This is a genomic window from Liquorilactobacillus capillatus DSM 19910 (assembly GCF_001434915.1).
Lineage (GTDB): Bacteria > Bacillota > Bacilli > Lactobacillales > Lactobacillaceae > Liquorilactobacillus > Liquorilactobacillus capillatus.
The window spans coordinates 20,434-36,313 of sequence record NZ_AZEF01000027.1; the positions used below are offsets into that span (position 1 = coordinate 20,434).

The 15,880-nt window shown below is 35.9% G+C and carries 13 protein-coding genes; all 13 read left to right on the forward strand.

Translation table 11 applies throughout. The annotated features are described in order from the left end of the window. Positions 1-29: 29 nt before the first annotated feature. Positions 30-818, forward strand: coding sequence for a DUF4931 domain-containing protein (locus tag FC81_RS05735; RefSeq protein ID WP_235804639.1), 789 nt, complete (start codon positions 30-32; stop codon positions 816-818). Positions 819-1,038: 220 nt separating this feature from the next. Continuing rightward, complete coding sequence (locus FC81_RS05740) at positions 1,039-1,830, forward strand: polysaccharide deacetylase family protein (protein ID WP_083478771.1); 792 nt, start codon at positions 1,039-1,041, stop codon at positions 1,828-1,830. A 433-nt stretch (positions 1,831-2,263) separates the two neighbouring features. Beyond that, positions 2,264-3,628 carry an FAD-dependent oxidoreductase gene (locus FC81_RS05745; RefSeq protein ID WP_057744134.1) on the forward strand — a complete coding sequence of 455 codons (1,365 nt, stop codon included), beginning with the start codon at positions 2,264-2,266 and terminating at the stop codon, positions 3,626-3,628. A 335-nt stretch (positions 3,629-3,963) separates the two neighbouring features. Continuing rightward, the gene (locus FC81_RS05750; protein WP_057744138.1) at positions 3,964-4,644 is read left to right on the forward strand and encodes a response regulator transcription factor; all 681 of its coding nucleotides are present in this window, start codon (positions 3,964-3,966) and stop codon (positions 4,642-4,644) included. Next, positions 4,641-5,639 (forward strand): sensor histidine kinase, encoded by a 999-nt coding sequence (locus FC81_RS05755; protein ID WP_057744141.1) that lies wholly within the window; start codon positions 4,641-4,643, stop codon positions 5,637-5,639. The genes FC81_RS05750 and FC81_RS05755 overlap by 4 nt, the downstream gene beginning before the upstream one ends. 96 nt (positions 5,640-5,735) lie before the next feature. Then, on the forward strand, positions 5,736-6,491 hold the full coding sequence (locus FC81_RS05760) for an ABC transporter ATP-binding protein (RefSeq protein WP_057744144.1): 756 nt from the start codon (positions 5,736-5,738) through the stop codon (positions 6,489-6,491). Position 6,492: 1 nt separating this feature from the next. Then, a complete protein-coding gene (locus FC81_RS05765; RefSeq protein WP_057744147.1) occupies positions 6,493-8,421 on the forward strand; it encodes an FtsX-like permease family protein in 1,929 nt (642 codons plus the stop codon). A 211-nt stretch (positions 8,422-8,632) separates the two neighbouring features. Then, on the forward strand, positions 8,633-9,799 hold the full coding sequence (locus tag FC81_RS05770; protein ID WP_057744149.1) for an AI-2E family transporter: 1,167 nt from the start codon (positions 8,633-8,635) through the stop codon (positions 9,797-9,799). Positions 9,800-10,032: 233 nt separating this feature from the next. After that, a complete protein-coding gene (dat, locus tag FC81_RS05775; protein WP_057744152.1) occupies positions 10,033-10,875 on the forward strand; it encodes a D-amino-acid transaminase in 843 nt (280 codons plus the stop codon). Between the two features lie 267 nt (positions 10,876-11,142). After that, positions 11,143-12,138 carry a HoxN/HupN/NixA family nickel/cobalt transporter gene (locus tag FC81_RS05780; protein WP_057744155.1) on the forward strand — a complete coding sequence of 332 codons (996 nt, stop codon included), beginning with the start codon at positions 11,143-11,145 and terminating at the stop codon, positions 12,136-12,138. Between the two features lie 143 nt (positions 12,139-12,281). Continuing rightward, positions 12,282-12,863, forward strand: coding sequence for an ATP-dependent Clp protease proteolytic subunit (locus FC81_RS05785; protein ID WP_420806345.1), 582 nt, complete (start codon positions 12,282-12,284; stop codon positions 12,861-12,863). 220 nt (positions 12,864-13,083) lie between these two features. Next, positions 13,084-14,055 carry a LacI family DNA-binding transcriptional regulator gene (locus tag FC81_RS05790; RefSeq protein ID WP_057744163.1) on the forward strand — a complete coding sequence of 324 codons (972 nt, stop codon included), beginning with the start codon at positions 13,084-13,086 and terminating at the stop codon, positions 14,053-14,055. Between the two features lie 217 nt (positions 14,056-14,272). Further along, complete coding sequence (locus tag FC81_RS05795) at positions 14,273-15,673, forward strand: 6-phospho-beta-glucosidase (protein WP_057744166.1); 1,401 nt, start codon at positions 14,273-14,275, stop codon at positions 15,671-15,673. Positions 15,674-15,880 lie beyond the last annotated feature (207 nt).

Genomic DNA, 15,880 nt, shown 5'->3' on the forward strand with positions numbered 1-15,880 from the left:
AAACAGTACCTAAGAGGGAGAAAATTATATTGTCAGAAATAGCTCAACTCGTTTTCCATCCTCAAGTAGCATCGAATAAACCTGAGAATGTGGTTAACACTAATAATGCGTGTCCCTTTTGTCAACGTGAAACCCTAGCTGGAATTCTAGCAGAAGAAGAGGATCGAATCTGGCTCGAAAATAAATATCGAACTTTGGATGAAACATACCAAACGGTTATCATTGAAGCGGCAGAACATGATGGAGATATTTCAACTTACCCACGTTCTAAAAATCGAGCTATTTTCAACTTTGCCTTGAAGGCTTGGAAAACAATAATTGATTCTGGAAAGTATAAAAGTGTTCTGATGTATAAAAATTTTGGACCATATTCTGGCGGTAGTTTAAGGCATCCACATATGCAAATTGTCGGTTTAAACAAAATTGATGCCTACGCAAACATAAGGAAACAAAATTTTACAGGACATATGTTTTATAAAGATCATGGAGTAAAAATAAATATTTCAGCTTATCCAATTGCTGGTTTTACAGAATTTAATATTATTTTACTGGATGCAGAGAAGATAGAACCATTCGCCGATATAGTACAAACTGTTGTCAACTATATTTTAAATGATTATTTCAAAGGTAGATGTACCTCATACAATCTTTTTTTCTATTATATCAATAGTCAAATTGTCGCTAAAATAGTGCCACGGTTTGTTGTTTCACCATATTTTATGGGTTATAAGATCCCGCAAGTAAATGATTCAAAACGGAACACAGAAATAGAGAAAGAATTAGCTACCAAGTTAGCACATGAAAACAGTGCTCAATAAAAAGGATATTACTTTATTGTTTATATAGGCTAATTTTATATTTTTTTAGGTTAAATAAAATTAGAGTGATTTAATTTTAGGCTCTTTTTAAGAGTATTGCTGTTAAAATGAATTAAGTAATAACTTTGAGGAGCTGAATTATTTGAGATTAAGTAAATCTAAGTATGTCCTTATTCAAGTCAGTATTTTAGTATGTTTACTGCTATTAGCAGGTTGTACAATGACTTCGAGTAAAGGGAGTACTAAGAATAATGAAACTAAAACACGTGAAAGTTTAAAATCTAAAAAACTTAGTATTAACAAAAACAAGGTTAAACCACATAAGGCTAAAAAGTGGGTTCACTACAAACAAAAGTGTCGTATTCCGATTTTGATGTATCATAGTATCTCCAGCGGTAATGCATTACGAGTTCCACCAAAACAGTTTGAAGAAGAGATGGCGTATTTAAAGGCTAATCATTACTATACATTATCTACAGATGAAGCTATTAGAGCTTTTGCAACTAATTCCTTACCACAAAGAAAAGTGGTCTGGATAACTTTAGATGATGCGTATAAAGATAACTATACAGCAGCTTTTCCGATTCTAATGAAGTACCATCTGCATGCAACAATTAACTACATTACTGGATTTGATCAAAAGCCCAATCATCTTACACTTGATGATGCAAAAGTGATGCGGCACAGCGGGTTAGTTGACTTTCAAAGTCATACGGTGCAGCATCTGGATCTGAATGAGTTATCGACAAATGTTCAGATGCAAGAACTTGCCAATTCTAAGAAGTGGCTTGATACTAACTTAAGACAAAATACGCAGATGATTTGTTATCCAGCTGGGCGCTATAACCAAACAACGATAAGGCTAGCTAATCATCTAGGCTATAAGGTTGGGTTAACTACAAACGAAGGGTTAGCATCCGTTGATCAGGGCTGGTATTCACTCTCAAGAGTACGAGTAGCGCCTGGAATTAGTCAGCAAACTTTTGCAACATTGTTAGAAAATGGTTATTAATAAATAACGAGCAATTACTCGGATCCATCAGTATTACTACGGATCTGGCTAAATTGACAAATTGAATAGATGTTGTTATATTACCCGTGTTCTGAGATGACTTGACAGTTGAAGGGATGAATAAAATAAAATGAAGCAAAAGCGTTTATTACTAACTCTGATTGGACTTACGATCGCTATGATCGGGATTGTTGCACTTACTGTTTAAAGTGAATGATATATGGAGACATTGTTTTAGCTAAATAACGGACTGATTCAGGAGAAGACTTCTGTTCAGTCTTTTTTAGTTATCGCGGTACTAGTTTTAAGAAAATATATTAAATTAGTGCAAAAAACTTGTTTAACAATTTAAGTTTGTGTACAATGTAACTATTGAAATGCTCAGATATGAGCATGAGGTTAAGTACTATTAAATGCAGGAGGATGATTATTTATGAAAGTCGTAGTTGTTGGATGTACACATGCTGGAACATTTGCTGTCAAACAAATATTAAGCGATTACAAGGATGCTGAGGTTACTGTTTTTGAACGTAATAGTGAAATTTCTTTCTTATCTTGTGGAATCGCTTTATATTTAGGTGGGCAGGTAAAAGATCCACAAGGGCTATTTTATTCTAGTCCTGAAGAATTGAAAGGATTAGGGGCTACGATCAAATCAGGGCATAATGTAAAAACGATCGACCCTAAAGAACACATCTTGGAAGTTGAAAATCTAACAACACATGAAGTGACAACCGAACATTATGATAAGTTAGTTATGACAACAGGTTCGTGGCCAATTGTCCCTAATATTCCTGGTATTAAGAGTGATAAAGTCATGCTTTGCAAGAACTGGACACATGCGCAGGAATTATTTGAGCGTGTCCCAAAAGTTAAAAAAATCGCTGTAATTGGTGCTGGTTACATCGGGGCTGAATTAGTTGAAGCATATTCATTAAAGGGGCATGAAGTTAGTCTAATTGATGCTCAAACACGAGTAATGCCTAAGTATTTTGATGCAGCATTTACAGATAGAATTGAAGCAGATTTTAAATCACATGGAGTCCAGCTAGAATTAGGACAATCTGTTCAAAAATTTGTTGAAAAAGATGATGTAATAGAAATTGAAACTGATAAAAAGACGATTACAGCTGATTTAGCAATTCTTTGTATCGGATTCAGACCAAATACTGGTTTATTAGCTGGGAAGGTCGCAATGACACCTAATGGAGCAATTATTACTGATGACTATATGCGTAGCTCAGAACCTGATATCTTAGCTGCGGGTGATAGTGCTGCCGTTCACTACAATCCAACTGGTAAAAATGCATATATTCCATTAGCAACTAACGCTGTTCGTCAAGGAATTTTAGTCGGTAAAAATCTAAAAAAACCAACAGTACGCTATATTGGAACACAATCCACTTCAGGGTTATCACTTTATGGAACTGCAATATGTGCAACTGGTTTAACAGCAGAAGCTGCTAAATTACAAGGGATTGATGCAGAACAGGTTATCTTTGAAGATAATTACCGACCTGAATTCATGCCTTCCACAACTCCAATTCTGATGTCACTTGTTTATGATGCAGCAACTAAACGTATTTTAGGTGGTGCCTTGATGAGTAAATATGATATTTCACAATCAGCCAACCTATTGTCGCTATGTATCCAGAATAAGAATACGATTGATGATTTGGCAATGGTTGATATGCTGTTCCAGCCAACCTTTGACCGTCCGTTTAATTATTTAAATCTTTTAGGTCAAGCAGCTCAAGCTCAAGCTGCTAAAAAAGAATCTACAGCTACACTAGCTTAAAGATTAAAATGAAGATAGAATACACCTGTTGAGAGGTATTTGAAAGAATAATGGAATTTAAAGCAAGGCAATAGATCAAAAGCTTTTTTGATCTATTGCCTTGCTTTTTTAGTTAAGATAGCTAAACATTTGAATTAATCGATTTGAGTCATTAACCTTAACATTGTTTGCAGGTATCAAGTTCAATAATTCCACAAATAAGAGACACCGTTTATAGAATAATACAGTCGTGTTTTAAGGGAATAGTTGCTATTCGATTAACTTCATGGTTATTATAAACTATTGAATTAAAAAAATGGTTAAGTCTTTTCTACATAAAAAAGGAGTTTTAATCTATGCCAAAAATATTTGTGATAGAAGATGATGAGTCAATTTTAAGCTCGCTCAAAAAAGAATTAAGGAAATGGCAATACCAGGTTAAGGAAGTTTCTGACTGGCAAAATATTATGCAGGAGTTTTCAAATTTTGCTGCTGATCTGGTTCTAATGGACATTACTCTACCAACATACGATGGTTTCTATTGGACAGCAAGAATAAGAAATATCTCTACTGTTCCAATCATTTTTATGTCTGCGGCTGAGATGGATCCTAATGCAGTTAGAGCGATTGCGACGGGAGCAGACGATTATATCACTAAGCCGTTTTCATCAGCTGTATTGATTTCAAAAATCCAGGCAATTCTTCGCCGTGTTTCAAGTGAAGCCGATTTACAAGAAAAAGTTATCACTGTGAAAGACTGCCAACTTAATGTCTTGACTAATTCTTTAAGTTGCGCAGGACAAACGGTAAGGTTAACACCAACTGAAGGTATTATGATGAAACTGCTTTTATTAAATTTAAATAAAACAATTTCAAAAGAACGACTAATGCAAAATATCTGGCAAGGCGGTCTGTTTATTACGGAAAATGCATTAAATGTTAATCTTAGTCGTTTACGAAACAAATTAGACGTAGTAGCTCTCAAAGAGAATCTAATAACTGAACGAGGTCATGGTTACCGGTTGGTAATGCAATGAAAGTTAACTTATCTAAAAATATAGGCACAAGCATCTGGTCGGAGTGGCCTTCTTGCATCTTTTATTTTGGGTCTACAGGTTTTCTAGCCATATTAGCTTATTTATATAACATCAATCTAATGTTAATTGCTGATTTAATTAGATTTACTTTAATTCCTTTTATTTTATTCCTGATTTATCGCGTTTATCATAAACAGAAGTTATTGGCTAATCTAAAAAAAGCTTGTACTCAAGGACAAGTACTTACTATAAACGATCCTCACGGTTTAATTGAAAAGGCGTTTAGCAATGCTTTTAACCAAGTTCAGCAACAAAGACTTCAGGTTGAGAATGGTGTACAGGAGCAATTTAAACAGCATCGAGACTATTTAATTATGTGGAGTCATGAGGTAAAGACACCACTGACAGCGTTAAGCCTGTTAGCAGAAAATGAAAATGAAGTAGCAAGTATCGATGTTCAACAACAAGTTGCTTTGGCTTACCATCAGTTGGATTTAATTTTGACCTATGAACGCCTAGCAGATTTTAATCACGATCTAGTTTTCGAATGGTGTACAGTAGATGAGCTACTTAACGTAATTATAAAAAAATATGCCGTTTTTTTTATTAAAAAGCAGATTACACCTCAGCTGGATATTACAAACGATGCTATTTTAACGGATACTAAGTGGATCGCGGTTATTCTAGAGCAGCTACTAATGAATGCTTTAAAGTACTCAAAGACACAAACAACGATCACGATTAAGTGGCGGGATAATAAAATAATTATCAGTGATACTGGTATCGGGATTGACACAAGCGACCTACCGCGTGTTTTTGAACCTGGTTTTACCGGGGAAAACGGACGCCAACATGGCTCAGCCACAGGGATGGGGCTCTATATTTCGCGACGTATCAGCAATTTACTTGGGTTAAAGTTAGTACTGAAATCACAGCTTAAGCAAGGAACTAGTGCGATCCTGCAATTTCCGCGGGAAAAGGTAAGACACTGTTAAATAACAAATTGTAAGGTTTCTATCGTTGTTGTAACTATTAAATAACGATAGAGACCTTTTATAATATTACTAGATAGAAATAAAGGAGTGTTTTAGATGAATATTTTAGCCCTAACACATATCCGCCGTGTTTTTGCGGATGATAGTAAGAATCAGGTACCAGCTTTAAAAGATATTTCACTTACTGTAGATAAGGGTGAGTATGTAGCTATAATGGGTGAATCGGGTGCTGGTAAAACAACTTTGCTTAATATTATCGCAACTTTAGATAAGGCAACTAGTGGGAATATTATGTTGAATGGTGTTGATTTAAATAAACTGCCAGAGAAACAAACAGCTAAGTTTAGGCGTGAACATCTAGGGTTTGTTTTTCAAAATTTCAATTTATTAGATACATTTAATAATCGGGACAATATCTTTTTACCGTTAGTCCTCGCTAAAACAAAATATACAGTAATGCAGCAACGCTTACAGCCACTAGCTAAACAACTCGAAATAGGGGATCTATTAGAACGATATCCTTATGAGATCTCGGGTGGACAAAAACAAAGAGTTGCCGCGGCACGTGCCTTGATTACACAACCAGATCTAGTTTTAGCTGATGAACCAACAGGAGCACTTGATTCACATAATACAGAGAAACTATTGCAACTATTTGAAAAAGTTAATTTACAAGGACAAACGATCCTTATGGTAACACATAGTGCAGCAGCGGCTAGTCACTCAAAAAGGACACTGTTTATCAAGGATGGTCAGATTTACCATGAAATCTTCAAAGGAGATCATTCACGAGCAGAATATTTACAAAAAATTATGACAAGTTTAGCAGCATTGACGAGTAAGGAGAGATAGTATGATTCATTTAAAACTGGCGTGGCATGGTGTGACACACCATAAACAAGAGTATGGTCCGTTCCTTCTGGCCAGCAGTGTACTTATTGCCATCAACTTTATTTTTTGGAATATTGTCTTGAATAGGACTTTAAAGTCAATGCCGTTAGGGGCTGCTACAATTGAAATAACAACGGTTGCTATTTTTTTTACATCCTTGATCTCAGTTTTTCTGATTTTTTACGCTAACAGTTTTTTGATGAAACAGCGTGGTAATGAATTAGGCCTTTATAATATGATTGGACTTAGCAATGGTGATTTACGGTGGATCCTACTGCTTGAAACGATCTTATTATATATTTTTAGTCTGATAGTAGGGGTAATAACCGGTTTTGTTTTTCTAAAACTTGCCTTTTTAGTTCTTCAAAAATTATTGGATCTTAAAGAATCACTTAATAGTTTTGAACCCCAAGCTGCTTTATTGATTATTGGTATTTTTGGAATAATTTTTTTAGCGTTACTTTTATATAATTTCTATCGTATCCACGCGGTTAATCCTATCCATTTATGGAATCAGTCTTTTCAAGGTGAGAAGGAACCACGGGCTAAAAAAATGCTAGCTATTTTCGGCTTAGCAATCCTTGCTTGGGGGTACTGGATATCAATTAGGACTAAGCCCAGTAGCCAAGCACTGACCAGCTTTATGCTCGCCGTTGCTTTAGTTGTAATTGGGACCTATCTCCTCTTCATCGTTGGCAGTATCAGTTTTCTAAAATTGCTAAAGAAACAAAAGAAGCTTTACTATAAACCTAACTATTTCATTTCAATATCAGGGATGCTTTTTCGTATGAAGCAAAATGGAGCAGGGTTAGCATCAATCTGTCTTTTATGTACTTCGATCCTAGTTACTATGGTCGGGACTTTAAGTCTGTATGTCGGCAAGAATAAACTAATCAGTTCGTGGAATCCCTACGATATCGTGTTCACAACTAAGAACAAGTTGAGTGATGAACAAAAGCAAACGATTGCTAAAACGGCTGCTTATTATCATCTTTCTGTAGGCGCTAAGAAACAAATGATCATTTCTATGCCAACTGCAGGAAGTATAGAAGGAAATCACTTCGAGAAAAGCACCATTATGAACGCAACACATCAACTAACTACGCTAACGATTGATGATTATAATCGTCTTCAGGGAACTAAATTAAAGCTAAAGCCTCATCAGATACTGTTATATGAGGCTTCTCAAAAGTTTAATGAAAAAAATCTTTTTATTTATGGACAACGTTACCAAGTAAAAAAAATAACTAATTTTAAGATGGCTTTTAATTACCGGCATTCCACTTTTCAACCACTTTTTATAGTGACAGCAAATGAAGCTGTGGGTGAGAAGATCAATCCCCAACCAAAATTGAATGTTACTGGTTTCAACATAGGAGGAACTAAGGCTAATCAATTAAAATTTGCAAATTCTTTGCAGCAAAAACTAAAGTTTCCCAATGAAGACTACTCTGCAGCACCTATTATAGAAAATCTTTTCAGCTCATTTTTCGGTGCCTTACTTTTTGTTGGTTCTTTAGTGAGCCTCACGTTGATTTTTGCAACAGCTTTAATACTCTACTACAAACAGCTTTCCGAAGGGTACGCTGATCGAAGAAGGTTTCAAACCATGCAGCAAGTTGGTCTAAGTCAAGCTGAAACTAAAAAAGCTATTCGCAGTCAAGTATCGATGGTATTCATGTTGCCAATCATTGGTGCAACAATTCATTTTATTGTTTGTATACCACTGCTTAAAAGTATTTTATCTCTTTTCTCAATGTATAATACGAGGATCTTTACAAGTGTCGGGATCATGACATTAGCTGTTTTAACAGGTGGCTATCTCTGTATTTATCTAATCACTACAAAAGTGTACCAACAATTGGTTAATGAAAAAGATTCTAGTCTCTAATAAAAAACCTAACTTTTATCTCTGTGAAGTGAACCCCCTGAGTTGGAGTAAATTCAAACTCAGGGGGTTCACTTTACTTGCTGTAACTTTAGATGCTTAAGGTGCAAAAACTACTAGCTTAAGTTATATTCCGTTATAATGAGGTTGTAGCACTATAAAAAGCAGTACAGGTTATATTAACAGCCGTATGTTCTGCTAAAGGGGTAGGAGAATGAAAAAGACTAAATGGATTCAATTCTTAGGCGGAAACAACCTGATTTTTACACTAATGACACTAGGTTTAATTGCAGTTATCATCTTACTGTTTAACCAAATATCATTTATTTTTAAGCCGGTCAGTATCATTGCAGGAACTGTTTTGCCGCCGATTATTTTTGGGATAGTTATTTACTATCTACTAAACCCACTTGTAAAGCTGTTAGAGAAAAGTCTCTCACGAACATGGGTGATTACGGCAATTTATGTTTTAATTCTTGTCCTGTTAGCAGTTGGTGGAATTCAGCTCTTATTTTTAGTACAAGATCAAGCAATTGAATTATTTAAACACTTTCCAGATATTTTGAAGGATTTTCAACGTAATTTTGATACTGCCACTAAAAAATTACCGTTTACAAGTGAGATCAATCAATTAGTAAGCTCAATTGACTTAAGCAGTGGTAAGGGGAGCGGTTTTAGTACTAAATATTTTTCAGACGGGATCAAAGGTTTTGGTGGAGTATTTTCTGCCGTTACGACCACCTTTTTAACTTTGCTAACGGGTCCAATCGTAGCCTTTTTCTTGTTGAAAGATAAAGAAAAGTTTTATGTCTTTGTCAAAAAAATGATGCCACCACTTTTTCGAAAGGATTTTAATGAGTTTCTCAAGATTATCGATCAACAAATCGGTGGATATCTCAAGGGACAAGTTGTAGCATCGATTATACTTGGGATTTTATATTGGCCAGCGTTCCTTTTAATCGGGCTTAATTATGCGGGTGCCATTGCGCTGGCTGCAGGAATCTTATGTATTATCCCTTATATTGGACCTTTTGCTGTCTTTATTCCAGGTTTGATCGTGGCTTTCCAAAGTTCATTGATGATGGCAGTTAAGTTCGTGGTCGTTTGGTTTGTAATTCAATTTTTACATGGTGAATTAGTTGTTCCACGTGTGATGGGGAACAAAGTACAACTGCATCCGATAACGGTACTATTAGTTTTATTAGTTATGGGTGATTTAATGGGCTTAGTGGGTGTTATTTTCGGAATTCCAATCTATTGTTTAGTTAAAGTAATAGTTATCTATCTTTTTCGGAAATTTAAGCAACGTTATAACCGTTTTTATGGTGGTCAAGGTAAATATGAAGATACTAAATTCTCAAAAGATGACTATCTCAAATAATGGGACTGGGTTAAGAACCCCATCTTAAGCTATTTTTTTACTAATTTTAAATTAGTTGTCAAATCATGCTGATTAGTATCATGACCTCACTTTTTTTCAGTGAGTTATCGAGAATTGACTTATTACAAATCTAAGTATAAATTTATATTATGCTATTTTAATCGAATACTTAGTTGAAGTTAATGTTTTGTTATTAAAAAACTCTACCTAAGCTGAAAGGAAAGTGATCCACAATGCATGTTTTATGGAATAATCAAATCGTCAAGCGTTCAGATGTCAAAATTGATATTGAAGATCGTGCCTACCAATTTGGAGATGGTCTATATGAAGCACTACGGATTTATAATGGTGAGATGTATATGTACCCAGAGCATTTTGCACGCCTTGAACGTTGTGCAAGGGAAATACATTTACAGCTACCATTCTCAAAAAAAGACCTTAAAGAAAATTTGGATAAGCTGATCGCGCTTGAAGAAATTATTGATGGGGAAGTTTATTTTCAAGTTTCACGCGGTCTAGCTGCACCACGAAACCATCGTATCCCAACCTTTGCGGAAGCTAAACCCGTTATAACGGCGAACGCTATTCCTTATGAAAGACCAATCGCTAAGCAAAAGGGGGGCGAAACAGCTTGTTTAGTTGAAGATAAGCGGTGGTTGCATTGTAATATCAAATCATTAAGTCTTTTAGGCAATATTTTGTCCTTAGATGAAGCACGCCGTAAAGGTTATGAAGATGCCTTACTGGTACGTAATGGCTACTTTACTGAAGCCTCAGCCTCGAACCTTTGGTTTGTCATCAACGGTGTCTTATACACGCACCCAGATGGTAACTTGGTTTTACCTGGCATTACCAAATTACGTCTATTGGAGATTGCGCACGCTGAAGGTTTATCAGTTAAGGAAGAAGCTGTTCCTGTAACTAACATAGATCAAATCGAGGAATGTTTTGTTTCAAACTCCCTTTGGGAAGTCGTTCCTATCACAAGTATTGACGGAAAACCAGTTAATAATGGTAGCTTGGGGAAGGTTACAGCCCACCTACAGCAGAAGTATATTGAATGGATCAGCAAATAAACCTTTCATAACAGGTTTGTACTTAACTACTACGCTCCCTTAAGATTTGAGCAGCAGCTCTTATCTTGAGGGACTTTTTGTTAACAAACTATAATGTCTTAATGGACCATCTTGATAGCTATTAATTTTAAAGTAAACACTATTCGCTCGTCATTATCAAGCAGTGTTGACAAAAGGTAACAACTTCAGTTTTTTATTTTTGACAATGTAGGGTTTGTCAGCTCCTTGTACACTTAAACCAATAAAGAGATGGGAGTTTGTTAATTTATGAAGAAAAAAGTATTACGCGGGTCTCTTCCGTATTATTCAGCCAGTGCATGTTTGCATATTGTTGGAATTGTTCTCTTACTTATTGCTGGGTTCCATTCACCAAGTTTTTGGGGAATGAGTTTTCTAGCCTATTCACTAGGTTTACGTCACGCTTTTGACGCCGATCATATAGCAGCTATCGATAATACCGTTCGTAAACTAGTGCAGCAAAATAAAAGAACTGAAGGTGTAGGTTTTTACTTTTCATTAGGGCACTCAACGGTTGTTTTCCTAATGGCGATCGTAGTTAGTATTTCAGTTAAATGGGCAAAAGTTAAATTACCTTTCTTAGAAGAAATTGGTGGCCGGATTGGTTCACTTGTTTCAGGAAGCTTTTTAATCCTTATTGCTTTATTTAACCTGTTGATCCTCATAAGTATGTACAAGTCATTAGAGAAAATGAAGCAAGGAAAATTTGACGAAGATAAACTTAATAAGATGCTTTTATCACGCGGTTTTCTAGCCCGCCTATTAGCTCCATTGTTCAAGTGTATCAACCATAGTTGGCAAATGTATCCAATCGGCTTTTTATTTGGTTTAGGTTTTGATACAGCTACTGAAATAGCTTTGATTGCACTATCTGCTAGCGCAGCTCAATCAAGTATCTCCAGTATTGGAATTATTGCCCTTCCAATTATATTTGCTGCAGGAATGAATTTGATGGACACGACAGATTCGGTTATGATGTCTGGTGCGTATAGTTGGGCTTTCGATACACCTGTTCGTAAGGTCTATTATAATTTAACTGTCACAACCGTATCTGTTATTGCAGCTTTTGTTATCGGCGGTGTTGAACTTCTACAGGTCATTACTAGCATGGTAAATGTCAAAAGCTGGGTACAAGATATCGATTTTAATAACTTAGGGTATATCTTAGTGGTCGGATTTATTGTAATGTGGTCATGTGCTTATTTAATCTGGAAATTTTTCATCAAGAAAAGAGAGGCTCTTTAAAGGGTAATCACTAACTATTAAATTCACTTTTTAAAGGGTATAAATATTAAGACTGCTGACAGGTTATAAATCTTTAATCGTTGTGAAAACTGTGTTATACTTCAATGGTCAAAGAAAGTGAGGGATTTTTTATGGTACAGTTTATGGACCAAAAAGATACAAAAGATAAAAATACCAGCGATATCTCAGATGTGTATCGTAAAAAAATGCTTGATCAGCGGATTGTCTTGATATATGGAGAAGTTAATGAAGAGTTAGCTAAAGATATAACTTCACAGCTGTTGCTTCTTGCTGCTTTATCTGATGATCCTATTACGATCATTGTTAACAGTCCAGGTGGACATGTTGAATCAGGCGATACAATTCATGATATGATCAAATTTATCAAGCCAACAGTCAAAGTTATTGGAACTGGTTGGGTTGCGAGTGCTGGAATAACTATTTTCTTGGGTGCCGACAAGGAAAATCGGTATAGTTTACCGAATACACGTTATATGATCCACCAGCCAGCTGGTGGTGTTCAAGGTCAATCAACTGAAATACAAATCGAAGCACAGGAATTGATCAGAACACGTAAACGGATCAATGAATTAATTTCGGAAGCAACAGGTCAGCCGCTTGAAAAAGTTGAAACAGATACAGACCGTAACTTCTGGATGTCTGTCGACGAAGCTAAGGATTATGGGATCGTTGGAAAAAAGATCACGACTTTTGCTGAGCTTTAAAAAGTAATTTAATAAAATGATATAAAAGTTATCTTAGAATATGAGGCCTTCTAGAATCTTGATATAAAAATCGAGGTTTAGAAGGCCTTTTCTATTATAATAAGTAATGCTGTATGCTCAGAAAAATAAATTAACTGTAGTAAAATAAAAGCAGGTACGACTTACTTTAGAGTTAGAACGTTTTTAATAGCGTTAAAAATAGACTTCTAGGAGAAGATAAATGGTAACCATTTATGATATTGCTAAACAGACAGGTATTTCTAAGTCAACGATCTCCCGTGTTGTGAGCGGTCATGGATACGTCAGTGCGGCTAAAAGAAAGCAGATCTTAGCTACAATACATCAACTCGGGTATGTACCAAATCAAACTGCTAAAAATTTACAGAAGCAGCGTACAAATACAATTGGTTTTTTTTCTAGAGGTTATTATCCTTTAGTTGGAGAATTTATTAATATCTTTATCCACAGCGCCGCAAAGTATAATTATAATGTTAATGTTTATTTTATTACTAGTCCTCAAGATGAAATAGACAAATTAAATTTATTAATGACTAAGCAAATTGATGCCGCTTACATTTTAACGCGCTTTAATTCGTGGGATACGATCGAATCCTATGCTAAATTTGGTCCACTCGCAACCTGGCAGCGTGTTGACAGTCCGCTAATTTACTCCAATTATGTTGATCATTATCCAGTTTACCTTAAGATCATCGCATATTTATATATGAAAGGGTATCGACAAATTGGACATGTTCTTTCAAATCCACGTAACGCTAACACAGTAGCGCGTCTACACGCAATTACTACTTTTAGTAATAGCCATCATGATGTCGATCAGAGCTATCAACTTTTTTATGCTGAACAACCAAATGCCGGACAGGATGCTGCTTTAAAATGGATAGCATCTGCTAAAAGGCCCGTAGTTTTGATTTTCTTTGCAGACTATGTAGCCGCTGAATTTAGTGCAACTTTACGGCAAAAAGGTTTTAAAGTCCCCCAGGATTGTCTTGTGATCGGAACAGACAATAGTCAGATCGCGCGGCTAATAGGGATACCAACCGTCGACCTATGTTTCCGCAGTCAAGCACGTAATGCTTTTACTTATTTATATAACCAACTAAATCAACAACAGTTGCCTTTTGAAAAGCAAGAACCACGGCAGCTATTTAGAAAGAGCGAGCTAAAGCGTTAAAATTGGAATGGTTATGGAACGGTAAAATAAACTAAAACATAACTTTTGATTGATGTAGTGACCACCGGCAGCTAGATTTCTGCTCTAACTTCTAGAGGTGATTCATTAGACCTCTTTATTTTTGAATTTAAAGCTTGACCTGGGAACAATCCCATAAATTAAACTTAGGATGTACTTAAGATAATGCGGTCTAATTTTAATAATGGAGGGATTCGATATGTCACATCAAGCTTTAAAAATAGTTACAATCGGCGGAGGATCTAGTTATACGCCCGAACTGATCGAAGGCTATATCAAGAGACAAGCTCAACTTGCAATTAAAGAAATATGGCTGGTTGACATCCCAGAGGGTGAGCAGAAGTTAAATGTTGTGGGCGCAATGGCAAAAAGAATGGTTAAAGCGGCGGGGTTAGACTGGGAAGTGCATTTAACGTTAGACCGCCGTGCAGCTCTCAAAGATGCTGATTTTGTTTCAACCCAATTCAGGGTAGGATTATTGGAAGCTCGTGTTAAAGATGAGAGGATTCCTGGCAGTTATGGTCTATTAGGTCAAGAGACTAATGGTGCAGGGGGTATTTTCAAAGCTTTACGAACTATCCCAGTAATTCTAGATATCGTTAAGGATATGAAGGAACTATGCCCTAACGCATGGTTGATTAATTTTACTAATCCAAGTGGAATAATCACCGAGGCTATTCAGCATTATGGCCAATGGAACAAGGTTATTGGGCTGTGTAATGTACCTGTTATGGCAATGATCAACGAACCGGCATTGATCAACAAGGAGCTCAAGGACCTAACTTACAAATTCGCTGGGATCGATCATTTTCATTGGCATCGTGTTTGGGATAATACAGGCAAAGAAGTTACGATGGATATTATCAATCAGATATATGCTGATAAGAATAATGGGTTACCTAAGAATATTTTTGACATTTCTTTCTTCCGTGAACAGCTTGAACAAATGAAGATGATTCCATGCGGTTATCATCGTTATTATTACCGACAAACTGAGATGTTAGAGCATAGTCTTGAAGAGTTTAAGAATAACGCTACTAGAGCTCAAGAGGTAATGCGGATCGAGCATGAGCTATTTACTTTATATCAGGATCCTCATTTAGATTACAAGCCCAAACAATTAGCTGAACGCGGCGGAGCACATTATTCAGATGCCGCATGTGAAGCAATCGCTTCAATCTATGCGGATAAGAAGACACATATGGTAGTTTCAACTTTGAATAAAGGTGCAATTCCTGATCTACCAAGTGACCACACTGTCGAAGTTTCTGCGCAAATTGGTGCGACTGGGGCTATTCCCATGACTTTTGGACATTTTCAGCCCGCAGAACGAGGCTGGATTCAGTTGATGAAAAATATGGAATTAGTCATTACGCAAGCAGCTGTAACTGGTGACTATGGGACAGCATTACAAGCTTTCATTATAAATCCATTGATTCCTAGCGGACGGCATGCTAAGAACCTGTTAGATGAGATGCTAGTCGCTAATAAACGATATTTACCACAATTTGCGGAAAAAATTACTGAGTTAGAGCAACAAGGAGTTACTGTTCACGATCAAGTCGCTGCTGCTATTGATAATCAAATAGGTGTTCTTTAATAGCTTTAAATAAATTAATTGCAAAATTAGCTACAGTTGAAAAATATGCAGTATAAATCATTTTTATAGCTAATCTTAAAGAAGGTACTAGGTCAAATAATTTTTTATTTTGATTGAGTATCTTTTTTTGTTTAGTTAGTAAAAAAGATTATGGTTTTAAAATAGAAATTACGAACAAATAGTTAATTTTAGCTGTAAAGGAGTGTA

Excerpts from the sequence above, each read along its gene's own strand:
- FC81_RS05740 (WP_083478771.1), top strand. The coding sequence starts at position 1,039 with ATGACTTCGAGTAAAGGGAGTACTAAGAATAATGAAACTAAAACACGT.
- FC81_RS05745 (WP_057744134.1), top strand. The coding sequence starts at position 2,264 with ATGAAAGTCGTAGTTGTTGGATGTACACATGCTGGAACATTTGCTGTC.
- FC81_RS05750 (WP_057744138.1), top strand. The coding sequence starts at position 3,964 with ATGCCAAAAATATTTGTGATAGAAGATGATGAGTCAATTTTAAGCTCG.
- FC81_RS05755 (WP_057744141.1), top strand. The coding sequence starts at position 4,641 with ATGAAAGTTAACTTATCTAAAAATATAGGCACAAGCATCTGGTCGGAG.
- FC81_RS05760 (WP_057744144.1), top strand. The coding sequence starts at position 5,736 with ATGAATATTTTAGCCCTAACACATATCCGCCGTGTTTTTGCGGATGAT.
- FC81_RS05765 (WP_057744147.1), top strand. The coding sequence starts at position 6,493 with ATGATTCATTTAAAACTGGCGTGGCATGGTGTGACACACCATAAACAA.
- FC81_RS05770 (WP_057744149.1), top strand. The coding sequence starts at position 8,633 with ATGAAAAAGACTAAATGGATTCAATTCTTAGGCGGAAACAACCTGATT.
- dat (WP_057744152.1), top strand. The coding sequence starts at position 10,033 with ATGCATGTTTTATGGAATAATCAAATCGTCAAGCGTTCAGATGTCAAA.
- FC81_RS05780 (WP_057744155.1), top strand. The coding sequence starts at position 11,143 with ATGAAGAAAAAAGTATTACGCGGGTCTCTTCCGTATTATTCAGCCAGT.
- FC81_RS05785 (WP_420806345.1), top strand. The coding sequence starts at position 12,282 with ATGGACCAAAAAGATACAAAAGATAAAAATACCAGCGATATCTCAGAT.
- FC81_RS05790 (WP_057744163.1), top strand. The coding sequence starts at position 13,084 with ATGGTAACCATTTATGATATTGCTAAACAGACAGGTATTTCTAAGTCA.
- FC81_RS05795 (WP_057744166.1), top strand. The coding sequence starts at position 14,273 with ATGTCACATCAAGCTTTAAAAATAGTTACAATCGGCGGAGGATCTAGT.